Below are 16345 nucleotides of genomic sequence, written 5' to 3'. Positions count from 1 at the left end.
GCCGCCCTACCGCCCGAACTTCTGGAACTTGATGCGCTTGGGGATCAGGCTGTCGGCGCCCAGGCGGCGCTTCTTGTCCTCTTCATAGGCTTCGAAGTTGCCTTCGAACCACTCCACGTGGCTGTCGCCCTCGAAGGCCAGGATGTGGGTGCACAGCCGGTCCAGGAACCAGCGGTCGTGGCTGATGACCACGGCGCAGCCGGGGAAGTCCTCCAGCGCCGCCTCCAGCGCCTGAAGCGTCTCCACGTCCAGGTCGTTGGTGGGTTCGTCCAGCAGGATGACGTTGCCGCCGGTGGCCAGCGTCTTGGCCAGGTGCACGCGGTTGCGCTCGCCCCCCGACAGCAGGCCCACCTTCTTCTGCTGGTCGCCGCCCTTGAAGTTGAAGCTGCCTACATAGGCGCGCGAGTTGATCTCGCGCTTGCCCACCACCATCACGTCCAGCCCGCCCGAGATCTCCTCCCAGACGGTCTTCTTGCCGTCCAGGGCGTCGCGGCTCTGGTCCACGTAGGACAGCTGCACCGTCTCGCCCAGGCGGATGTCGCCGGCGTCGGGCTTTTCCTGGCCGGTGATCAGCTTGAACAGGGTCGACTTGCCCGCCCCGTTGGGGCCGATCACGCCGACGATGCCGTTGGGCGGCAGCTTGAAGGTCAGGTCCTTGAACAGGCACTTGTCGCCGTACGACTTGGCCAGGCCCTCGGCCTCGATCACCAGATTGCCCAGGCGCGGCCCCGGCGGGATCTGGATTTGGGCGAAGGTCTGGGCGCCGCGGGCGTTCTCCTGCTCGGTGACCATCTGGTCATAGGCGGCCAGACGCGCCTTGGACTTGGACCGGCGGGCCGAGGGGCTGGAGCGCACCCACTCCAGCTCGCGGGCGATGGCGCGCTGGCGGCCCTCGTTCTCGCGCTCCTCCTGGGCCGAGCGCTTGGCCTTCTGCTCCAGCCAGGCCGAGTAGTTGCCCTCGTACGGAATGCCCTTGCCGCGATCCAGCTCCAGCGTCCACTTGGTCACCTGGTCCAGGAAATAGCGGTCGTGGGTGACCAGGATCACGCAGCCGGGAAACTGCTCCAGGTGGTGCTGCAGCCAGGCCACGGACTCGGCGTCCAGGTGGTTGGTGGGCTCGTCCAGCAGCAGCATGTCGGGCTTGGACAGCAGCAGGCGCGCCAGGGCCACCCGGCGCTTCTCACCGCCCGATAGCTTGTCCACGGGCCAGTCGTTGGGCGGACAGCGCAGCGCGTCCATGGCCATTTCGATGCGGCTGTCGATGTCCCACAGGTCGCCGGCGTCCAGCTTTTCCTGAAGGGCGGTCATCTCCTCCATCAGCTCGTCGGTGTAGTTCTCGCCCAGCTCGCCGGCGACGGCGTTGAAGCGGTCGAAGGTCTTCTTCTCGTCGCACCAGGCGATGACGTTGCCCCACACATCCAGGGCCGGATCCAGCTGGGGCTCCTGCTCCAGATAGCCCATCTTGGTGCCGTCGGCGGCCCGCGCCTCGCCCGAGAACTCCTTGTCGATCCCCGCCATGATCTTGAGCAGGGTCGACTTGCCCGAGCCGTTGACGCCGACGACGCCGATCTTGGCGTCGGGATAGAAGCTCAGCCAGATGTTCTCGAAGACCTTCTTGCCGCCGGGATAGGCCTTGGTCAGGCCCTGCATCTGGAAGATGTACTGCTGCGCCATGGGTGCTCGCGCCGTCCGTTCAGGGAGTTGGGGGAGGTTCGGGCGCGGATTTAGCCGCTGCCGCGCCTGAGGGCTAGGGGCTGCGCCTTGCGAGCGCTCGTTGACGTGATGCCTGCCCGTCCGAATGTCCTGCGGCTGTGAGAGGACACCACCAATCCCTTCTCCTCTGGTGGGTGGAGAAGGCTCGTATACGAGCCGCCGACGGGTGGCGCGTAAGCGCCGGATGAGGGGGCCTAGACCTTCCTGTCTCCTCCCCATCGCCAGATGGGGAGGGGGACCCCCCGCAGGGGGTGGAGGGGTGGGCCGTCGCATGCCCGCTTCGACCCACTGGCGCACACCCGCGAAGCAGGCCTAGACCTTGGCCATGACCCATCCGCTGGACCGCCCCATCTGGAGCGCGCTGAACTCCCGCCAGGCGCCGCTGGCGATCCGGAGCGGAGGCGCGATCCGCTTCGCACCGGAATACACCCCCTTCGGCGCCTGCGACGACGCCGCGCCCGACAGCTTCGCGGCCCTCAAGGCCCTGGCCGCCCAGCACGGCGACATCATCGTGGTCGAGGCGGATCCGCTCCTGCCGCCAGGGATCGACGCCTTCGCCTACCCGGCCCTCGTGCAGATGATCTGGGCCGGCGGTCCTCCCCCGCCTGCGCCCGAATTCGCGTTCTCCGAACTGGACGACGCGGACGCCGATGAGATGCGCGAGCTGGCCCTGCTGACCAGGCCCGGCCCCTACTCCACCCGCACGCACCGCCTGGGCGGCTTCATCGGGGTGCGGCGCGAGGGGCGCCTGATCGCCATGTCGGGCGAGCGCATGAAGCCCGACGGCTTCACCGAGGTCTCCGGCGTCTGCACCCATCCCGACCACCGGGGTCAGGGCTTGGCCGCCGGCCTGATGGGCGAGGTGATCCGGCGCATCCTGGCGCGCGGCGAGACGCCGTTCCTGCACGCCTATGCCGAGAACACCGGCGCCATCGCCCTTTATGAGTCGCTTGGCTTGGCCATCAGGCGTCCTATGGTGATGCTGGGGATCACGGGATGACCACGATGCACCTTCGCCACAGGCTGACCGCCGCCGCCGCGCCCTGGGCGGCGCTGTTCCTGCTTTCGGGCTGCATCTCGGTCGAGGTCACCGCGCCCATCTCGGCCACGGTCGAGGGTGTTCGCGCCGTCCCGGTCACGGCGGTTGAGCGCGACATCGACGCTCTGCGCGCGGGTCAGGCCGAAGGCGGGCTCAGCGCGGCCGCCATCCTTGATCAGGCCATGGGCCGCTTCGAGGCCGTTGACGAGCGGGGACCCCGCATCAACAGCGTGCTGGCGCTCAATCCCAATGCCGAACTCGAGGCCGCCCGCCTGGATAGCGCCCGCGAGGCGGGCCGCGCGCTGGGGCCGCTGCATGGCGTCCCGATCCTGATCAAGGACAACATCGAGACCTCGGATCAGCCGACCACCGCCGGGTCCCTCGCGCTGATCGACAACAGGACCGAACGCGACGCGCCGCTGGTGGCCCGCCTGCGCCAGGCGGGCGCCGTGATTTTCGGCAAGGCCAATCTGTCCGAATGGGCCAACATCCGCTCGTCCCACTCGATCAGCGGATGGAGCGCCGTGGGCGGTCTGACCCGCAACCCCTACGCGCTGGAGCGCACCGCCTGCGGCTCGTCCTCCGGCTCGGGTGCGGCCGTCGCGGCGGGCATCGTACCGGTGGCGATCGGCACCGAGACGGACGGCTCCATTACCTGTCCCGCGGCGGTCAACGGCGTCGTGGGCCTGAAGCCCACCGTCGGCCTGGTCAGCCGCACCCACATCGTGCCCATCAGCCACAGCCAGGACACCGCCGGACCGATGACCCGCACGGTCCGGGACGCGGCCATCGTGCTGAACGCCATCGCCGGGTCCGACCCCGCCGACCCCGCTACGGCCGAGGCGGACCGGCGCCGCACCGATTACGTCGCCGCCCTCGATCCGCACGCCCTTCGAGGCGCCCGCATCGGCGTCATGCGCTTCGCCACCGGCTACAGCCAGGGGACGGACGCGGCCTTCGAACAGGCGCTGGCGGACCTGCGCGCCCAGGGCGCGGTGCTGGTCGACATCACCGAGGGGCCGGACCAGAGCATCGGCCGGGACGAGTTCCAGGTGCTGCTCTACGAGCTGAAGGCCGACCTCGCCGCCTATCTGGCCGCCACCGATCCCGTCGAGGTCCCGACGCGCACCCTGGCTGACGTCATCGCCTTCAACGCCCGCACGCCCGCCGAACTGGCCCTGTTCGACCAGGACATCTTCGAGGCCGCCCAGGCCAAGGGCCCTCTCACCGACGCCGCCTATCGCGAGGCGCGCGAGCGCTCCTTCCGCCTGGCGGGGCCCGAGGGGATCGACCGGATGCTGCGCGACAACGACGTGATCGCCCTGGTCGCGCCGACCACCGGCCCCGGCTGGGTCATCGACCTGGTGAACGGCGACAATCACGCGGGTTCGGCCAGCCGTCTGGCGGCGGTCTCGGGCTATCCGCACCTGACCGTGCCCATGGGCCAGGTCCGCGGTCTGCCGGTGGGGCTGTCCTTCATCGGCCCCGCCTGGTCCGAGGCCAGGCTGCTGGCCCTGGGCTACGCCTACGAGCAGGCGACCCACCGCCGCCGGCCGCCCCAGTTCCTGCCCGGCGTGGCCCAGGAGCCGTCCGTGGAGCCCGCCCTGGCCGGTGTGCGTTAAGCCCCGGCCTTCACGGAGATTGCATGCACCGCCTCTTCACCCACCTCTCCACGGCGGTGGCCCGCTGGGCGGGCCGGCCCCTGGCCTTCGTCCTGTGCCTGACCATCATCGCCGTGTGGGCCCTGACGGGACCGATCTTCGACTTCAACGACACCTGGCAGCTGGTCATCAACACCGGCACGACCATCGTCACCTTCCTGATGGTGTTCCTGATCCAGAACACCCAGAACCGGGACAACGCCGCCCTGCACGCCAAGCTGGACGAACTCCTCCACGCCGTGCGGGCCGCCGACGAGCGCTTCGTCGGCATCGAGCACCTGACCGACAAGGAACTGGAACAGGTGCTGGAGGAGGTGGAAGCCCGGGCCCAGCGCCTGCACCGTGGCCCCCTGTTCGGCAAGCTGCCCGAGGTTCAGACCCGGGCCGAGGAACGCGAGGACGACATCAAGTCCGAGGCCAAAGGCGAGCGCCGCCGCACCCAGACGAAGCCGAAGAAGGCTCCGGCGCGCCCATGACCGGCTCCATGAACGGGATCGTCGTCGTGATCGGCACGCTCGCGGCCCTGTGCACGATCACCAGCTTCGTGCCCCAGATCTGGAAGATCCTGAAAGAGCGCGACGCCTCGTCGGTCTCGCTGCGCATGTACGCCCTGACGGTGTCGGCCTTCACCCTGTGGACCATCTACGGCGTGATGCTGAAGGCCTGGCCTCTGGTTCTGGCCAACAGCGTCTCCCTGCTGCTCGCCGGAACGGCCCTGGCGTGCAAATGGCGTTTCCGGAACGGAGAGCCGGACGCCTAGCCGGCCGCAAACACCTTGCGCATCAGGCGCTCCAGCGCGGCCTGGTCCACCTCGTCGAAGGCGCCGAACTCGGTGGAGTCCACGTCGAAGACCGCGATCAGCCGGCCGCTCTCATCGATGACGGGCACGACGATCTCGCTGTTCGAGCGGCTGTCACAGGCGATGTGACCGGGGAAGGCATGAACGTCCTTGACCAGCTGGGTTCGCCCCGTCGCCGCCGCCGCGCCGCAGACGCCGCGACCGAAGGCGATGCGCAGGCAACCGAGGGTCCCCTGATAGGGGCCCACGACCAGTTCGTCCCTCTTATCCGGATCGACCACATAGAAGCCGGTCCAGAAGTAGGTCTCGAACGCATCGTTCAGCAGGCAGGCCACCGTCGCCATGCGCGCCGTCAGGTTCGGCTCGCCCTCCAGCACAGCCAGGATTTCCTGCTCGACCTCGAGGTAGCGTTCGGCCTTGTCGGCCGGGCGGTCGGATTTGACCACATGCATTCAGGCGTCTCCTGCCCTGCGGGCGACGATATAGGCTTCCGAGTTCAGCCACACCGGCAGCGCCGCCAGCGGGCTGCCCGCCACCTGCTCCACCCGAAACAGGGGCGCCAGCCGACGGATCAGCGGCCGGTGGTCGAAGCCGATGTGGTGCGGAAAATAGGCGCGGCCGGGCGCGATCCAATCCCGGAAGCGGCTTTTCTTCGGCCTACCCGCCATTGCGGCCAGGACAGGGCCAGGGCGGGCGTCCTCGTCGCCCCAGCGCCTCAGCATGCGGAAAAGGCCCTTTGCCGCCGCTGGAGGGCCCACCTCGACCGGGACGCCGATCACCACTCGCCCGTCCGGCGACAGGATTCTGTGGATTTCCCGCAACGCGGTTTCGGTTTCCGCATCCGGCAGGTGCTCGAACACCTCCGTGCAGAAGACCACATCGGCCCAGGCTTCGGGCAGCTGCGCCTCGGCCTCAACATAGCGGACACCCTCGATCCCTGCGGCTGTCGCCTGCGCCCGCAGCTCCGCCGCCGGCTCGAATCCCACCACCTCGCAGCCCGGCCAGCGCTGCGCCGCGCGGCGGCAAAGCTCCCCGTCTCCGCAACCGAAATCGACGATCCGGCTGGGTTCGCCACGCCTTTCCGCCCAACGAAGAGCGTCCTCCAACCGCCGCCCTTGAACCCATCTTTTCAGGGGGTTGGGGTCCCGGTGAGTGCGTTCCGCATAGCCAGCGTGACCATTAGCGGAACCGTTAACCTTGGCCATGAGTTTTCCCTTGGGAGGGGTGGCGCGACTGCGATCCGCCCTACACAGGCGTAACTTGACAGTACCGGGGGGCGGCGGTCACCGTCCCGGTTCATTTATGGTTAACCGTCGTTCGGCGGGGCGAACAGATGCGCGAGGAACACTCTTCCGACCGGCGACGCAACCTCCCCGCCCTTGGCGCGGCGGGGGCCATCGCCGTCGTCTTGGCCGGAGCCCTGGCTCTGGCCAGCTGCGATTTCGAAGGCTCCGGCGATTCGCGGCCCTTCTGGGTGAAGGCTGATCGCGTCTCGGCCGAACGCTGTCCGCGCCCGGCTTCCGTGACCGGCGCCGGTATGAACGACCAGGAGCGGGAAATCCGCCACCTGCGCCGCCTCGCTTTCCAGGGCGACTTCTTCGCCCAACTGGCCCTGGCCGAACGCTACGCGGCCGCGCGCGAGACCGACCGCAATCTGCTCGATCCCATCGAATCCTCGGTCTGGTACGCCATCGCCCTGGCCAATGACGAGGGATACGCCCCCATCAACGGCGAGGAGCGCCGCGGCATGTGGGGCCGGCGTCGCGCCGTCTCTCGGTACGACGATTGCCGCTCGGGCGAGCGCCGCCGCGCTTACGAGGTGCTGGACCGGCTGCTGTCGCGTATGACCCGCGAGGAACAGGAGGAGGTGCGCGACCGCGTCATCTACATCCTGTCGACCCAGGACGCCGAGGGCTTCCGCACCCTGGCCCGCCTGCACGACAGCCTCTACGCCCCCTTCGGCGAGCCCGTGGACAATGACGAGGCGCGCCGCTTCCTGCGCCGCGACCGCCGGGCGCGCGAGGATGTGCATCCGGTCCTGAACCTGTTCCCGCGCAACGACGCCGACGCCTATCTCTACAACTATCTGGCGGTTCAGACCGGCGACGTGGGCGCCTATGTGCTGCTGCGCGATTTCGAGAGCAGCTCGCGCCAGCGCCGCGAGGCCGGCGCCTTCGTCGAGGCCAAGGCGCGCCGCTGGACCCCCCCCTTCGAGTTCTACCCGCCCGAGGCGCCGAGGTCCGGCGTGCCCCACTCCGACGAGAGCCGGCCGCGCGGCGACGCCTGGGAATACGCGCTGCAGCGCATGGACCAGCTGCCCTTCGTCCATGTGGGTCGCGCCCTGCGCTACCTCGGCGTGACTGAGACAGTGGCCATGCGCCCGACCGACCTCTCCAAGCGTCAGGTGGAAACGCTGGAGGCCATGCTGGGCCACGAGATGGTCGGGCGGCTGTCCTACCTTGAACAGGTGCGGGCCATTCAACTGGCCTCCGAACGCGGCTCGTCCGAGGCGCAGCTCGCCCTGGCCGTGATGTACGCTGAAGGCATCGGCGTGCCGGCCGACTACGCCCGCTCATACCGCTGGTTCAGCGAGGCCGCCCGCCAGGGCAGTCCCGAGGCCAACTTCGCCATGTCCACCTACTTCGCCCTGGGCGTGGCCGGGGTGGCCGATCAGGACAAGGCCCAGGCGGTCGCCTACCGCCTGGAGTCGGCGCTGCTGGGCTTCCGGCCCTCCACCGCCCGCCTGCAGGCCATTCTCGCCCAAGTCTCACGCGCCCAAAGCCGATAAGGCCGGAGAGCAGCCATGCGTAAGTCCTTCCTCCCCTCCCTCCTCGGCGCCCTCGGCGTCGGCGCCGTGCTCCTGGGCGCGCTCGCCCTCGATGGCGGCGCCAACGCCCAGGTCGCGGCCAAGGTCGAAAGCCAGACGCGGCCGAACTTCGGCCTGCTGCTCGATCCGCCCGTGCGCCAGGGCCGACGCTACCGGCCCCACTACGGACGCGGCTCAGACTGGCGCGGTCACAGCCGGCCCGGCTGGTGGAACCCGCACGACTACCGCTGGAACGGCCCCCTCGAGGACGTGGCCTTCGTCGACTGCAGCCAGGCGCGCGATCCGAACGAAGTGAACCGCGCCATCGCCAGGCTGCGGCCGGGCGGCACGCTGATCATCCGCGGCCAGGGCGCGCCCTGCCTGGACTCGATCTACATCGACAAGCCCCTGACCATTCAGGCCGACGGCGGCCGCCCCCTGCGCGACCATCGCGGGTGGCCCGAGGACGTGAACTTCCCGGTCACCCTGCGCACCCAGCCGGGCCGCCGCTGCATCGAGGTGGGGCCCATCGCCAACGGCGAGGTGGTGCTGCGCAACCTGGTCATCGACGCGACCCAGGCGGGCGATGAGACCTGCATCTATTCCGACGGCGGTCACATCCGCCTGGAAAGCGTGGTCATCCGCTACGCCGGCGACGGCTCAGCCATCTACATGGACGGCGGTTCGCTGACGGCGGTGGAGGACACTCGCATCATCGCCGACACCTACTACGCCGCCATCCAGGCCGAGGACGGCTGGGTCGACCTGGACGATGTGCGCATCACCAACGCCGCCATCGGTCTGCAGATCTCGCCTAACGGCGCGCGCGACAGCCACCTGCGCGACGTCACCCTGCTCAGCCCGCCGCAGTCGCCGGTGTTCGGCACGGCCTCGGCCGGCATCGTCGTTCCCGGCTCGCGTACGACGGGCCGGCTGTTCATCGAACGCTCCCGCATCTGTGGTTACAATATCGGCCTGTGGATCCAGGGGCCCAACGTGGTGGATGTGGAGCGCACCCACATCTGCCGCGCGGCCAAGGGCGTCGGCGCCTATGGCGGCCAACTGACCATTTCCGACAGCGCCATCGGCGCCTCCATCTATGGCGTGCAGATCGGCTCCACCTTCCCGGTCAGGATCGAGAACACCACCATCTATGGCGCGCGCGAATACGACGTCTTCGCCGAGCCAGGCGCGGCCCGTCCGGTCGGCGGCTCGAACCACTTCTACAGCCACCGCAACCGCACCTGCTATGGCGAGCCGGCCCCCTACGACAGCCCCGTGTGGGCCGATGATCGGCCGCGCCGCCGGTGGGGCCGCCGCGACCACGACGGGCCCCCGCGCTACGTGATGCCGCACTGGCGGGACGACTTCTATCAGTGCGAGGACCCGGGTCCGTTCCTGGGCAGCGAGTACATCCGCGCCGAGGAGGAGTACGGCTGGACCAATCCGCGCGACTTCTACGCCATGGAGCCGTGGGACAATTACTGGTCCCAGCGGGATAACCGGTTCTATCCGGACGGAAGCTGGTACCGCCGCTAGACCCGGGTCGCCCAGACCAGCCATTCCTGATTGCCGTCCGCCCCTTGCGTCTCGCAGGGGGCGGTCTGGTTTACGCGCCAGCCTTCCACCTGCAGGAAGGCGATCGCGTCGTTCAGAGCCCGCTCACGAACGGTCGCATCTCGCACCACCCCGCCCTTGCCGACCGCGTCGGGTCCCGCCTCGAACTGCGGCTTGACCAGGGCGACCAGGTCAGCGCCGGATCCGGCCAGGCGCAGCGCCGCCGGCAGCACCTTGGCCAGGCCGATGAAGCTGGCGTCGCAAACCACCAGCTGCGGCGCTTCGTCGATCAGATCATGCGTCAACGTCCGGGCGTCGGTGCGCTCCAGGCTGGTCACGCGGGGATCGGCCGCCAGGCGAGGGTGCAACTGCCCATGACCGACGTCGACGGCGAACACGCGCCGTGCGCCGCGTTGCAGGCAGGCCTCGGTGAAGCCGCCGGTCGAGGCGCCCACATCCAGCACGACCCGTCCCTCGACCCGCACGGGCCAGGCGTCCAGCGCCTGGACCAGTTTCAGCGCCGCCCGGCTGACATAGGGGTGCGCTGCCTCGGCCGTGATCTCGGCGCCGTCGGGCACGGCTTCGGAGGCCTTCTTCGCCGTGCGTCCGTCCACCCTGACCCCGCCTGCCTCGATGGCCGCGCGCGCGCGGGCGCGGCTGTCGAAAAGCCCGCGCTCGACCAGCAGCTGGTCGAGGCGGCGGCGCGTCACGCCAGCCCTTCCAGCCGCTGCACGGCGGCCGACAGCTTGGCGTGAGCCGCCTCGGCCTCGGCCAGGCGACCGCGGGTCTCCTCGACCACCTCGGGCTTGGCGCGGGCGATGAAGTCGGCGTTGTCCAGCTTCTTGCGGGTCTTCTCGACCGTATCCTGGAGGGCCGCCAGCTCCTTCATCAGCCGTGCGCTTTCGGCGGCCACGTCGATGAACTCGGCCACCGGCAACGCCAGAGCCGCGCCCGTCAGCACGATGGGCGCCGAGCCTTGCGGCGCGGCCTCGAAGCGCACCGCGCCCACGCGAAGCATCTGGCTGATGACGGCGGCGTTGGCCGCCAGCACCTCGCGCGCCCGGTCCGACGTCTCGGTCACATAAAGGTCCGGCTTGGCCGACAGGGGCACGCCCAGCTCGGAGCGCACCGAGCGGCCTTCCGACACGGCGGCGATGACCAGCCCCATGTCGGCGTCGGCCTCGGCGTCCAGGTAGCTGTCGGGCAGCTGCGGCCACGGCGCGGAGATGAGCAGGGTCTCGCGCGTCACGCCCGAGAAGGCCGCCGTCTGGGCCCAAAGCTCTTCGGTCAGGAAGGGCATGACGGGGTGGAGCAGCTTCAAGGTCTGGTCCAGCACCCAGGCGGTCATGGCGCGGGTCTCGGCCTTGGCGGCCTCATCGGCGCCTTGGAACACCGGCTTGGCCAGCTCCAGATGCCAGTCGCAGAAGACGTTCCAGATGAAGCGGTAAAGGGCGTTCGCCGCCTCGTCGAAGCGCCCGGCGTCCAACGCCGCCGACACCTCTCGCGCCGCGCGCACGGTCTCGCCTCTGATCCACCGGTTCAAGGCCAGCTTCGCGCCCGCCGGATCGAACGCCGGATCCAGCCGGCACTCGTTCATCTGGCAGAAGCGCGCGGCGTTCCAGAGCTTGGTGCCGAAGTTGCGATAGCCCTCGATGCGCTGCTTCGACAGCTTGATGTCCCGCGTGCCCGACAGGATGGCCATCGTGAAGCGCAAGGGGTCGGCGCCCAGCTCGTCCACCACCTCCAGAGGGTCGATGACGTTGCCCTTGGACTTCGACATCTTCTGGCCCTTCTCGTCGCGGACCAGGCCGTTGATGACCACGCGGCGGAAGGGGACCTCGCCCATGAAGTGGACGCCCATCATCATCATCCGGGCCACCCAGAAGAAGATAATGTCGAACCCGGTGACCAGGTCGCTGGTCGGATAGAAGCGCTTCAGGTCGGCCGTTTCCTCCGGCCAGCCCATGGTCGAGAAGGGCCACAGGGCCGAGGAGAACCAGGTGTCGAGGACGTCCTCGTCCTGGATCAGCGGCAGATCGCCGGCCTGGGCCCGCGCCTCCGCCTCGGTCTCGGCGACGAAGATCTCGCCGTTCGGCCCGTACCAGGCCGGGATGCGGTGGCCCCACCACAACTGGCGGCTGATGCACCAGGGCTCGATGTTCCTCAGCCACTCGAAATAGATCTTCTCGTAGCTCTTCGGCTCGAAGACGGTCGAGCCGTCTTCCACGGCCTTCAGCGCCGGCTGGGCCAGCACCTTGGCGTCGACGTACCACTGGTCCGTCAGCCACGGCTCGATGACCACGCCCGAGCGGTCGCCGTGCGGCACCATGTGGCGGGTCTTCTCGACCTCTTTCAGCCAGCCCTCTTCCTCGGCGCGGGCGACGATGGCCTTGCGGGCGGCGAAGCGGTCCATGCCCTCATAGTCCGCCGGCACTTCCGGCGCGTCCGCCGCCGTGATCCGCCCGAAGGCGTCCATGACGTTGATGGCTGCGAGACCCGCGCGCTTCCCGACGCCGAAGTCGTTGAAGTCGTGCGCCGGGGTGATCTTCACCGCGCCCGAGCCCTTTTCCGGATCAGCGTACTCGTCGGCCACGATGGGGATGCGCCGCCCGGTGATGGGCAGGATCACCGCCTTGCCCACCAGACCCGCGTACCGCTCGTCGTCCGGATGCACGGCCACGCCGGTGTCGCCCAGCATGGTCTCGGGCCGGGTGGTGGCCACGACGATGTAGTTCCGCGTCTCCCACCCGGTCGCCTTGCCGTCCTCGTCGAAGGCGATGGGATGCTCATAGGTCACGCCGTCGGCCAGCGGATAGGCGAAGTGCCAATAGGCGCCGTCCACCTCCTTCTGCTCCACCTCCAGGTCCGAGATGGCGGTCTGGAAGTGGGGGTCCCAGTTCACCAGCCGCTTGTCGCGGTAGATCAGACCCTCCCTGTAGAGCTGCACGAACACCTTGCGCACGGCCGCCGACAGGCCCTCGTCCAGGGTGAAGCGCTCGCGCGACCAGTCGCAGCTGGCACCCAGCCGGCGCAGCTGGCGCACGATCTGTCCACCGCTCTCGGCCTTCCACTTCCAGACCGTGTCGACAAAGGCCTCGCGGCCCATATCGCGGCGGCTGATGTTGCCCTCCGCCGCGAGCTTGCGCTCCACCACCATCTGGGTGGCGATGCCCGCGTGGTCCGTGCCCGGTAGCCACAGCACCGCCTCGCCCTTCATTCGGTGATAGCGGGCCAGGATGTCCTGCAGGGTGTTGTTCAGCGCATGGCCGATGTGCAGCGAGCCGGTCACGTTCGGCGGCGGGATCACGATGGAATAGGCGGGCGCGTCCGCGGGCGCGGCGTCGGGCGAAAAGGCGCCGGAGGTCTCCCACGCGTCGTACAGGCGGGGCTCAACGGATTTGGGATCGAAGGTTTTCTCGAGCATGACGGTCTGGCTGATAAGGGCGTAAGCGGAAAAGCGAAAGGGCGACCCCTCTCAGGGCCGCCCTCCAATGACGCCGCGCGCGTGGGCCGCGGCGCTTAACGGAATACGCTGTTCAGCTTTTCGCGCAGGATGTCGCGGAGCAGGGAGTCGAGGTTCTGTTCAAGCCAGGCGCGGACCTGGGGCTCGACGATCGAGCGCACCAGCTCCTCTACCGTGACGCCGCCGGCCATCGAGGCTGTCGCGGCGGCGGCCAGGGGCGCGACCGGCTCGCGCTGCGGCGCCGCGGGCGGCGGCGCGGGCTCGGGCGTCCGCTCAGGCTCGGGCGCGCGCGGGCTCACGTCCAGGTCGCCGATGGACTCGGTCGCCGGGAAGGGCTCTGGCTCGTCATAGGTTTCGGTCAGGTCCAGCACCTCGTCCTCCTGCTCGGCCTCCGCCTCGACGGGCTCAGGCGCGAGCTCGGGCGCATGCTCAGGCGCGGGCTCAGCTTCATGGGCGGGTTCAGGCGCTGCCTGCGCCGTCTCGGCGGGCGCGTCGTCTTCCGAGATGATCCGCCGGATCGAGGCGAGGATCTCCTCCATCGTCGGTTCCTGGGCGGACTGATCGGTCATGGCGCTCCCATCCGGTCGTGGCTCGGAGGACGTCGCACAGTCCCCCCTTCCTTTTCGTGGCATTCAACGGCGGGCAAATCAACGCGCCATTTCGCGCCACGGGCGAAATCTATTGCGGCGCGGTCCGCACGATCTCCGACGGCTTCAGCGCCGCATCCACCGGAGCGTCCGGCTGATCGGGCGTTTCGCGCACGGGCGGGGCGCCGATGCGGTCGATGGCCTCCACGACCGGATCCCACGGCAGACCGCCGCGATTACGCACGCGGTCGAAGTTGGCCGACGGATCATAGATGGGCGCATCCACCGCCAGATCGCGGCCGCTCAGGCGGCCCATGGCGGCCAGCAACAGGGCCTGGGCCACATACTGATTGCGTTCGGCCGAGGCGAGATTGACCTCGGCGTTACGCAGCTCCAGTTCCTGGTTGAGCACGTCCAGCGTCGTACGCAGGCCGACCTGGGCTTCCTGGCGCACGCCCTCGGCGGCGATGCGGGCGGCGCGCACCTGTTCGCGGCTGGCCTCCAGCTGGGCCGTGGATGAGGTCACCTGAGCGTAAGCGGACGACACGCTGCGCAGCACGTCGCGGCGGGCGCCTTCCACCTGGGCCTGAGCGGCGTTGGCCTGCTCCAGCGCCTCGGCCACCTGCGAGCGGTTGAGGCCGCCCGTGAACAGCGGGACGGAGACGCCGACGCGCGCGTTCAGGCTGTTCTGCTGGGTCAGGTCGAAGCCATCCAGATCATCACTGGACCCATAGGTCGACGACAGCGACACGGACGGACGATAGGCGGCGCGCGCGCGCGCCACGTTCGCCTCGGCCACATCCTGATTGAAGACCGCTGCGCCCAGGTTCGGATTGAACTCCAGCGCGGTGTCCAATGCCTGCTCGAACTCGGACGGCAGATTGGGCAGAGGCGGCGGCGGCTCCAGGTCGGTCGGCGTCTGGCCGACTGTCGCGGCATAGGCCGCGCGGCTGAGCGTCAGCTGCGCCTGGGCGTTGGACAGATCCGAGCGGGCCTGGGCCAGTCGGGCCTCGGCCTGGGCCACATCGGTGCGCGTGATCTCACCCACCTCGAAGCGGGCGCTGGCTTCCTCCAGCTGGCGCTGCAGGACGCCGATGTTTTCGCTGCGGATGCGCAGGATCTCGATGTCGCGGCGCACATCCATATAGGCCTGGATGACGTTGGACAGGACCTGCTGCTCGATATCGCGAAGGTTCTCGCGCCCGCGCAGGACCGCAGACCTGGCCGCGCGAATGCCGTGGCTGATGCGGCCGCCGGAATAGAGGGTCTGGGACAGGGACAGGCCGACCGATCCGACCTCGGCCTCCGTGATGTTCGAGTTCGGCGGCTGTTCGAACATATCGTCGAAATCGCCGTCATCGTTCAGATCCACGCCCGCAAAGTCCGGCGCGTCGTCGCGCTGGTAGGTGACGGACGCCGTGGCGTCCACGGTGGGCCGCAAAGCCGTGCGGGCCTGAACAAAAGTCTCGTCCAGCGCACGCTGCTGAGCGCGCTGAGCCTGCAACGTCGGATTGGTCTGATAGGCCAGGGCGATGGCGTCGCTCAGCGGCTCGGCTGAGACCGGGCCGAATCCCAGACCCAGCGCAAGGCTGAGGGCCGCCGTGGATAGAAGGGCGCCTCGGCGCTTCAACATAGTCGCATCCCCTGACATCCGCCGCAGCGGTGGACACTCTTTGCCCAATCCGCCTAGCAGCGGCCAGTTAAGCTTCTTTCACAACCGGGGCGAAAATCGTTCGCCGCCCCCCGGCTACAACTGGAATGTAGGACGCTTTTCGAAACCCGCCAGCGTCTGCGGCGTCGCATCGAACAGTTCGCGGTGCGAAACGCCGTGCGCGGTCTTCAGGAACAGGCGCGCCTTGCCCACCGGCCCGTTGCGCTCGACAACGCCGAGGCGACCGCCCTCGCCCAGGGCGTCGATCCAGGCCTGCGGCGTCTCGGACACGGCGCCTTCCACGATGATCAGGTCAAAGCCCTGGCCGGCGGGCTGGTTCAGCGGCGCCTCGGTGATGGCGACGCCCGCCTCGCTCAACGGGCCGCGCGCGAACCCCGGCACATGGCCGTCAGGCTCCTGCGCCGTCACCGACAGGCCCATCTCGGCAAGGACGGCCGCGGCATAGGGCGCCGCGATGGCCAGGGCCTTCTCCCCGCTCTGGGGCGCCATGGCCTGCAGCAGCTTGCCCAGGTCGCGCGGGGCAAGCAGCACCCGCCCCGGGCCGATGGGGACTTCCCGGTCGGAATAGGCGGCGAAGGCGCGATCCGCCGGGACCAGCCGCTCGCGGTGGACCGTGCGCATGGCGCGGTGGATGGCGGTGTCGGTGACGTCGGCGGTCCGCACCTGGCTATCGACCATGTTCAGGCGTGCGGAGACGAAATCCATCGGACTGCTCTGTGTTCGGCTTAGCGTACCCGGCTCTATAACCCTCTTCGCCCGCAATTGAAGCCGCGCCCTGCAATAGGGTCTCCGGCGCCGTGAGATCGCTCGCCGGAGAGGACGACGAAATGACACGCAAGACGCTTTGGGACTGGGGTTTCGCCTCTGTTCCTCTACTGGTGAGCGTCGGCTTGCTGATCGACGACCTGCGTGACGGGCCGGTCTCGCAATACGCTTGGGGGCTTCTCCTGCTGGGCGTCTTCATCCTTGTCGTGCGGTGGGCGCGGCGCTTCCGGGAATCCGATTAGGAGTTCGTTGCGGAGGCCAAGGCGATCTGATAGCCACACGC

Annotated in this window: 15 protein-coding genes; 7 read left to right on the top strand and 8 right to left on the bottom strand. The window is 69.0% G+C overall.

What is annotated here, in order from left to right; genetic code table 11:
• Positions 1 to 6 precede the first annotated feature (6 nt).
• Complete coding sequence (gene ettA, locus Q0812_RS09875; RefSeq protein ID WP_302110168.1) at positions 7 to 1674, bottom strand: energy-dependent translational throttle protein EttA; 1668 nt, start codon at positions 1672 to 1674, stop codon at positions 7 to 9.
• 364 nt (positions 1675 to 2038) lie between these two features.
• Here ettA and Q0812_RS09870 point away from each other — a divergent pair, with 364 nt between their 5' ends.
• From Q0812_RS09870 to Q0812_RS09855, 4 genes are read left to right on the top strand one after another with little or no spacing between them, the layout of a single operon-like run.
• Complete coding sequence (locus tag Q0812_RS09870) at positions 2039 to 2713, top strand: GNAT family N-acetyltransferase (RefSeq protein WP_302110167.1); 675 nt, start codon at positions 2039 to 2041, stop codon at positions 2711 to 2713.
• A 5-nt stretch (positions 2714 to 2718) separates the two neighbouring features.
• Positions 2719 to 4374, top strand: coding sequence for an amidase (locus Q0812_RS09865; protein ID WP_425281568.1), 1656 nt, complete (start codon positions 2719 to 2721; stop codon positions 4372 to 4374).
• A 23-nt stretch (positions 4375 to 4397) separates the two neighbouring features.
• Positions 4398 to 4889 (top strand): low affinity iron permease family protein, encoded by a 492-nt coding sequence (locus Q0812_RS09860; RefSeq protein ID WP_302110165.1) that lies wholly within the window; start codon positions 4398 to 4400, stop codon positions 4887 to 4889.
• Positions 4886 to 5173: a SemiSWEET family sugar transporter gene (locus Q0812_RS09855; RefSeq protein ID WP_302110164.1), complete on the top strand. Its 288-nt coding sequence runs from the start codon at positions 4886 to 4888 to the stop codon at positions 5171 to 5173. The genes Q0812_RS09860 and Q0812_RS09855 overlap by 4 nt, the downstream gene beginning before the upstream one ends.
• On the opposite strand, the gene Q0812_RS09850 is transcribed toward Q0812_RS09855, so the two are convergent.
• On the bottom strand, positions 5170 to 5664 hold the full coding sequence (locus Q0812_RS09850; protein WP_302110163.1) for a GAF domain-containing protein: 495 nt from the start codon (positions 5662 to 5664) through the stop codon (positions 5170 to 5172). The two genes, Q0812_RS09855 and Q0812_RS09850, sit on opposite strands and share 4 nt — an antisense overlap.
• Positions 5665 to 6417 (bottom strand): class I SAM-dependent methyltransferase, encoded by a 753-nt coding sequence (locus Q0812_RS09845; RefSeq protein WP_302110162.1) that lies wholly within the window; start codon positions 6415 to 6417, stop codon positions 5665 to 5667. It abuts the gene before it with no gap.
• 128 nt (positions 6418 to 6545) lie between these two features.
• On the opposite strand from Q0812_RS09845, the gene Q0812_RS09840 reads away from it, so the two are divergent.
• Positions 6546 to 8000 (top strand): tetratricopeptide repeat protein, encoded by a 1455-nt coding sequence (locus Q0812_RS09840; protein ID WP_302110161.1) that lies wholly within the window; start codon positions 6546 to 6548, stop codon positions 7998 to 8000.
• 15 nt (positions 8001 to 8015) lie between these two features.
• A complete protein-coding gene (locus Q0812_RS09835; protein WP_302110160.1) occupies positions 8016 to 9557 on the top strand; it encodes a right-handed parallel beta-helix repeat-containing protein in 1542 nt (513 codons plus the stop codon).
• On the opposite strand, the gene Q0812_RS09830 is transcribed toward Q0812_RS09835, so the two are convergent.
• The 5 genes from Q0812_RS09830 to Q0812_RS09810 all read right to left on the bottom strand — a co-directional run bounded on the left by Q0812_RS09830 (position 9554) and on the right by Q0812_RS09810 (position 16002).
• A complete protein-coding gene (locus tag Q0812_RS09830) occupies positions 9554 to 10285 on the bottom strand; it encodes a TlyA family RNA methyltransferase (protein WP_302110159.1) in 732 nt (243 codons plus the stop codon). The two genes, Q0812_RS09835 and Q0812_RS09830, sit on opposite strands and share 4 nt — an antisense overlap.
• The gene (locus tag Q0812_RS09825) at positions 10282 to 12999 is read right to left on the bottom strand and encodes a valine--tRNA ligase (RefSeq protein WP_302110158.1); all 2718 of its coding nucleotides are present in this window, start codon (positions 12997 to 12999) and stop codon (positions 10282 to 10284) included. Before Q0812_RS09825 ends, Q0812_RS09830 begins: the two co-directional genes overlap by 4 nt.
• A 95-nt stretch (positions 13000 to 13094) precedes the next feature.
• Positions 13095 to 13607, bottom strand: a complete 513-nt coding sequence (locus Q0812_RS09820; protein WP_302110157.1) for a DUF2497 domain-containing protein — start codon at positions 13605 to 13607, stop codon at positions 13095 to 13097.
• A 109-nt stretch (positions 13608 to 13716) separates the two neighbouring features.
• Positions 13717 to 15258 (bottom strand): TolC family outer membrane protein, encoded by a 1542-nt coding sequence (locus Q0812_RS09815; protein WP_302110156.1) that lies wholly within the window; start codon positions 15256 to 15258, stop codon positions 13717 to 13719.
• Between the two features lie 114 nt (positions 15259 to 15372).
• Entirely contained in the window at positions 15373 to 16002 is a 630-nt protein-coding gene (locus Q0812_RS09810; protein WP_302110155.1) for a protein-L-isoaspartate O-methyltransferase family protein, read from the bottom strand.
• Positions 16003 to 16124: 122 nt separating this feature from the next.
• Between Q0812_RS09810 and Q0812_RS09805 the strand changes: the two genes are divergently transcribed.
• Positions 16125 to 16304 (top strand): hypothetical protein, encoded by a 180-nt coding sequence (locus tag Q0812_RS09805; protein ID WP_302110154.1) that lies wholly within the window; start codon positions 16125 to 16127, stop codon positions 16302 to 16304.
• Positions 16305 to 16345: the final 41 nt, after the last annotated feature.

Origin of the sequence: Peiella sedimenti, assembly GCF_030504955.1 — a bacterium.
GTDB classification, from domain to species: Bacteria; Pseudomonadota; Alphaproteobacteria; order Caulobacterales; family Caulobacteraceae; genus Brevundimonas; species Brevundimonas sedimenti.
Note: the sequence above shows the minus strand (reverse complement) of the source record. Positions and strands in the feature narration are given on the sequence as shown.

Bases quoted from the DNA above. Each gene is read 5' to 3' on its own strand.
- ettA (WP_302110168.1), bottom strand. From the start codon at position 1,674: ATGGCGCAGCAGTACATCTTCCAGATGCAGGGCCTGACCAAGGCCTAT.
- Q0812_RS09870 (WP_302110167.1), top strand. From the start codon at position 2,039: ATGACCCATCCGCTGGACCGCCCCATCTGGAGCGCGCTGAACTCCCGC.
- Q0812_RS09865 (WP_425281568.1), top strand. From the start codon at position 2,719: ATGCACCTTCGCCACAGGCTGACCGCCGCCGCCGCGCCCTGGGCGGCG.
- Q0812_RS09860 (WP_302110165.1), top strand. From the start codon at position 4,398: ATGCACCGCCTCTTCACCCACCTCTCCACGGCGGTGGCCCGCTGGGCG.
- Q0812_RS09855 (WP_302110164.1), top strand. From the start codon at position 4,886: ATGACCGGCTCCATGAACGGGATCGTCGTCGTGATCGGCACGCTCGCG.
- Q0812_RS09850 (WP_302110163.1), bottom strand. From the start codon at position 5,664: ATGCATGTGGTCAAATCCGACCGCCCGGCCGACAAGGCCGAACGCTAC.
- Q0812_RS09845 (WP_302110162.1), bottom strand. From the start codon at position 6,417: ATGGCCAAGGTTAACGGTTCCGCTAATGGTCACGCTGGCTATGCGGAA.
- Q0812_RS09840 (WP_302110161.1), top strand. From the start codon at position 6,546: ATGCGCGAGGAACACTCTTCCGACCGGCGACGCAACCTCCCCGCCCTT.
- Q0812_RS09835 (WP_302110160.1), top strand. From the start codon at position 8,016: ATGCGTAAGTCCTTCCTCCCCTCCCTCCTCGGCGCCCTCGGCGTCGGC.
- Q0812_RS09825 (WP_302110158.1), bottom strand. From the start codon at position 12,999: ATGCTCGAGAAAACCTTCGATCCCAAATCCGTTGAGCCCCGCCTGTAC.
- Q0812_RS09820 (WP_302110157.1), bottom strand. From the start codon at position 13,607: ATGACCGATCAGTCCGCCCAGGAACCGACGATGGAGGAGATCCTCGCC.
- Q0812_RS09815 (WP_302110156.1), bottom strand. From the start codon at position 15,258: ATGTTGAAGCGCCGAGGCGCCCTTCTATCCACGGCGGCCCTCAGCCTT.
- Q0812_RS09810 (WP_302110155.1), bottom strand. From the start codon at position 16,002: ATGGATTTCGTCTCCGCACGCCTGAACATGGTCGATAGCCAGGTGCGG.
- Q0812_RS09805 (WP_302110154.1), top strand. From the start codon at position 16,125: ATGACACGCAAGACGCTTTGGGACTGGGGTTTCGCCTCTGTTCCTCTA.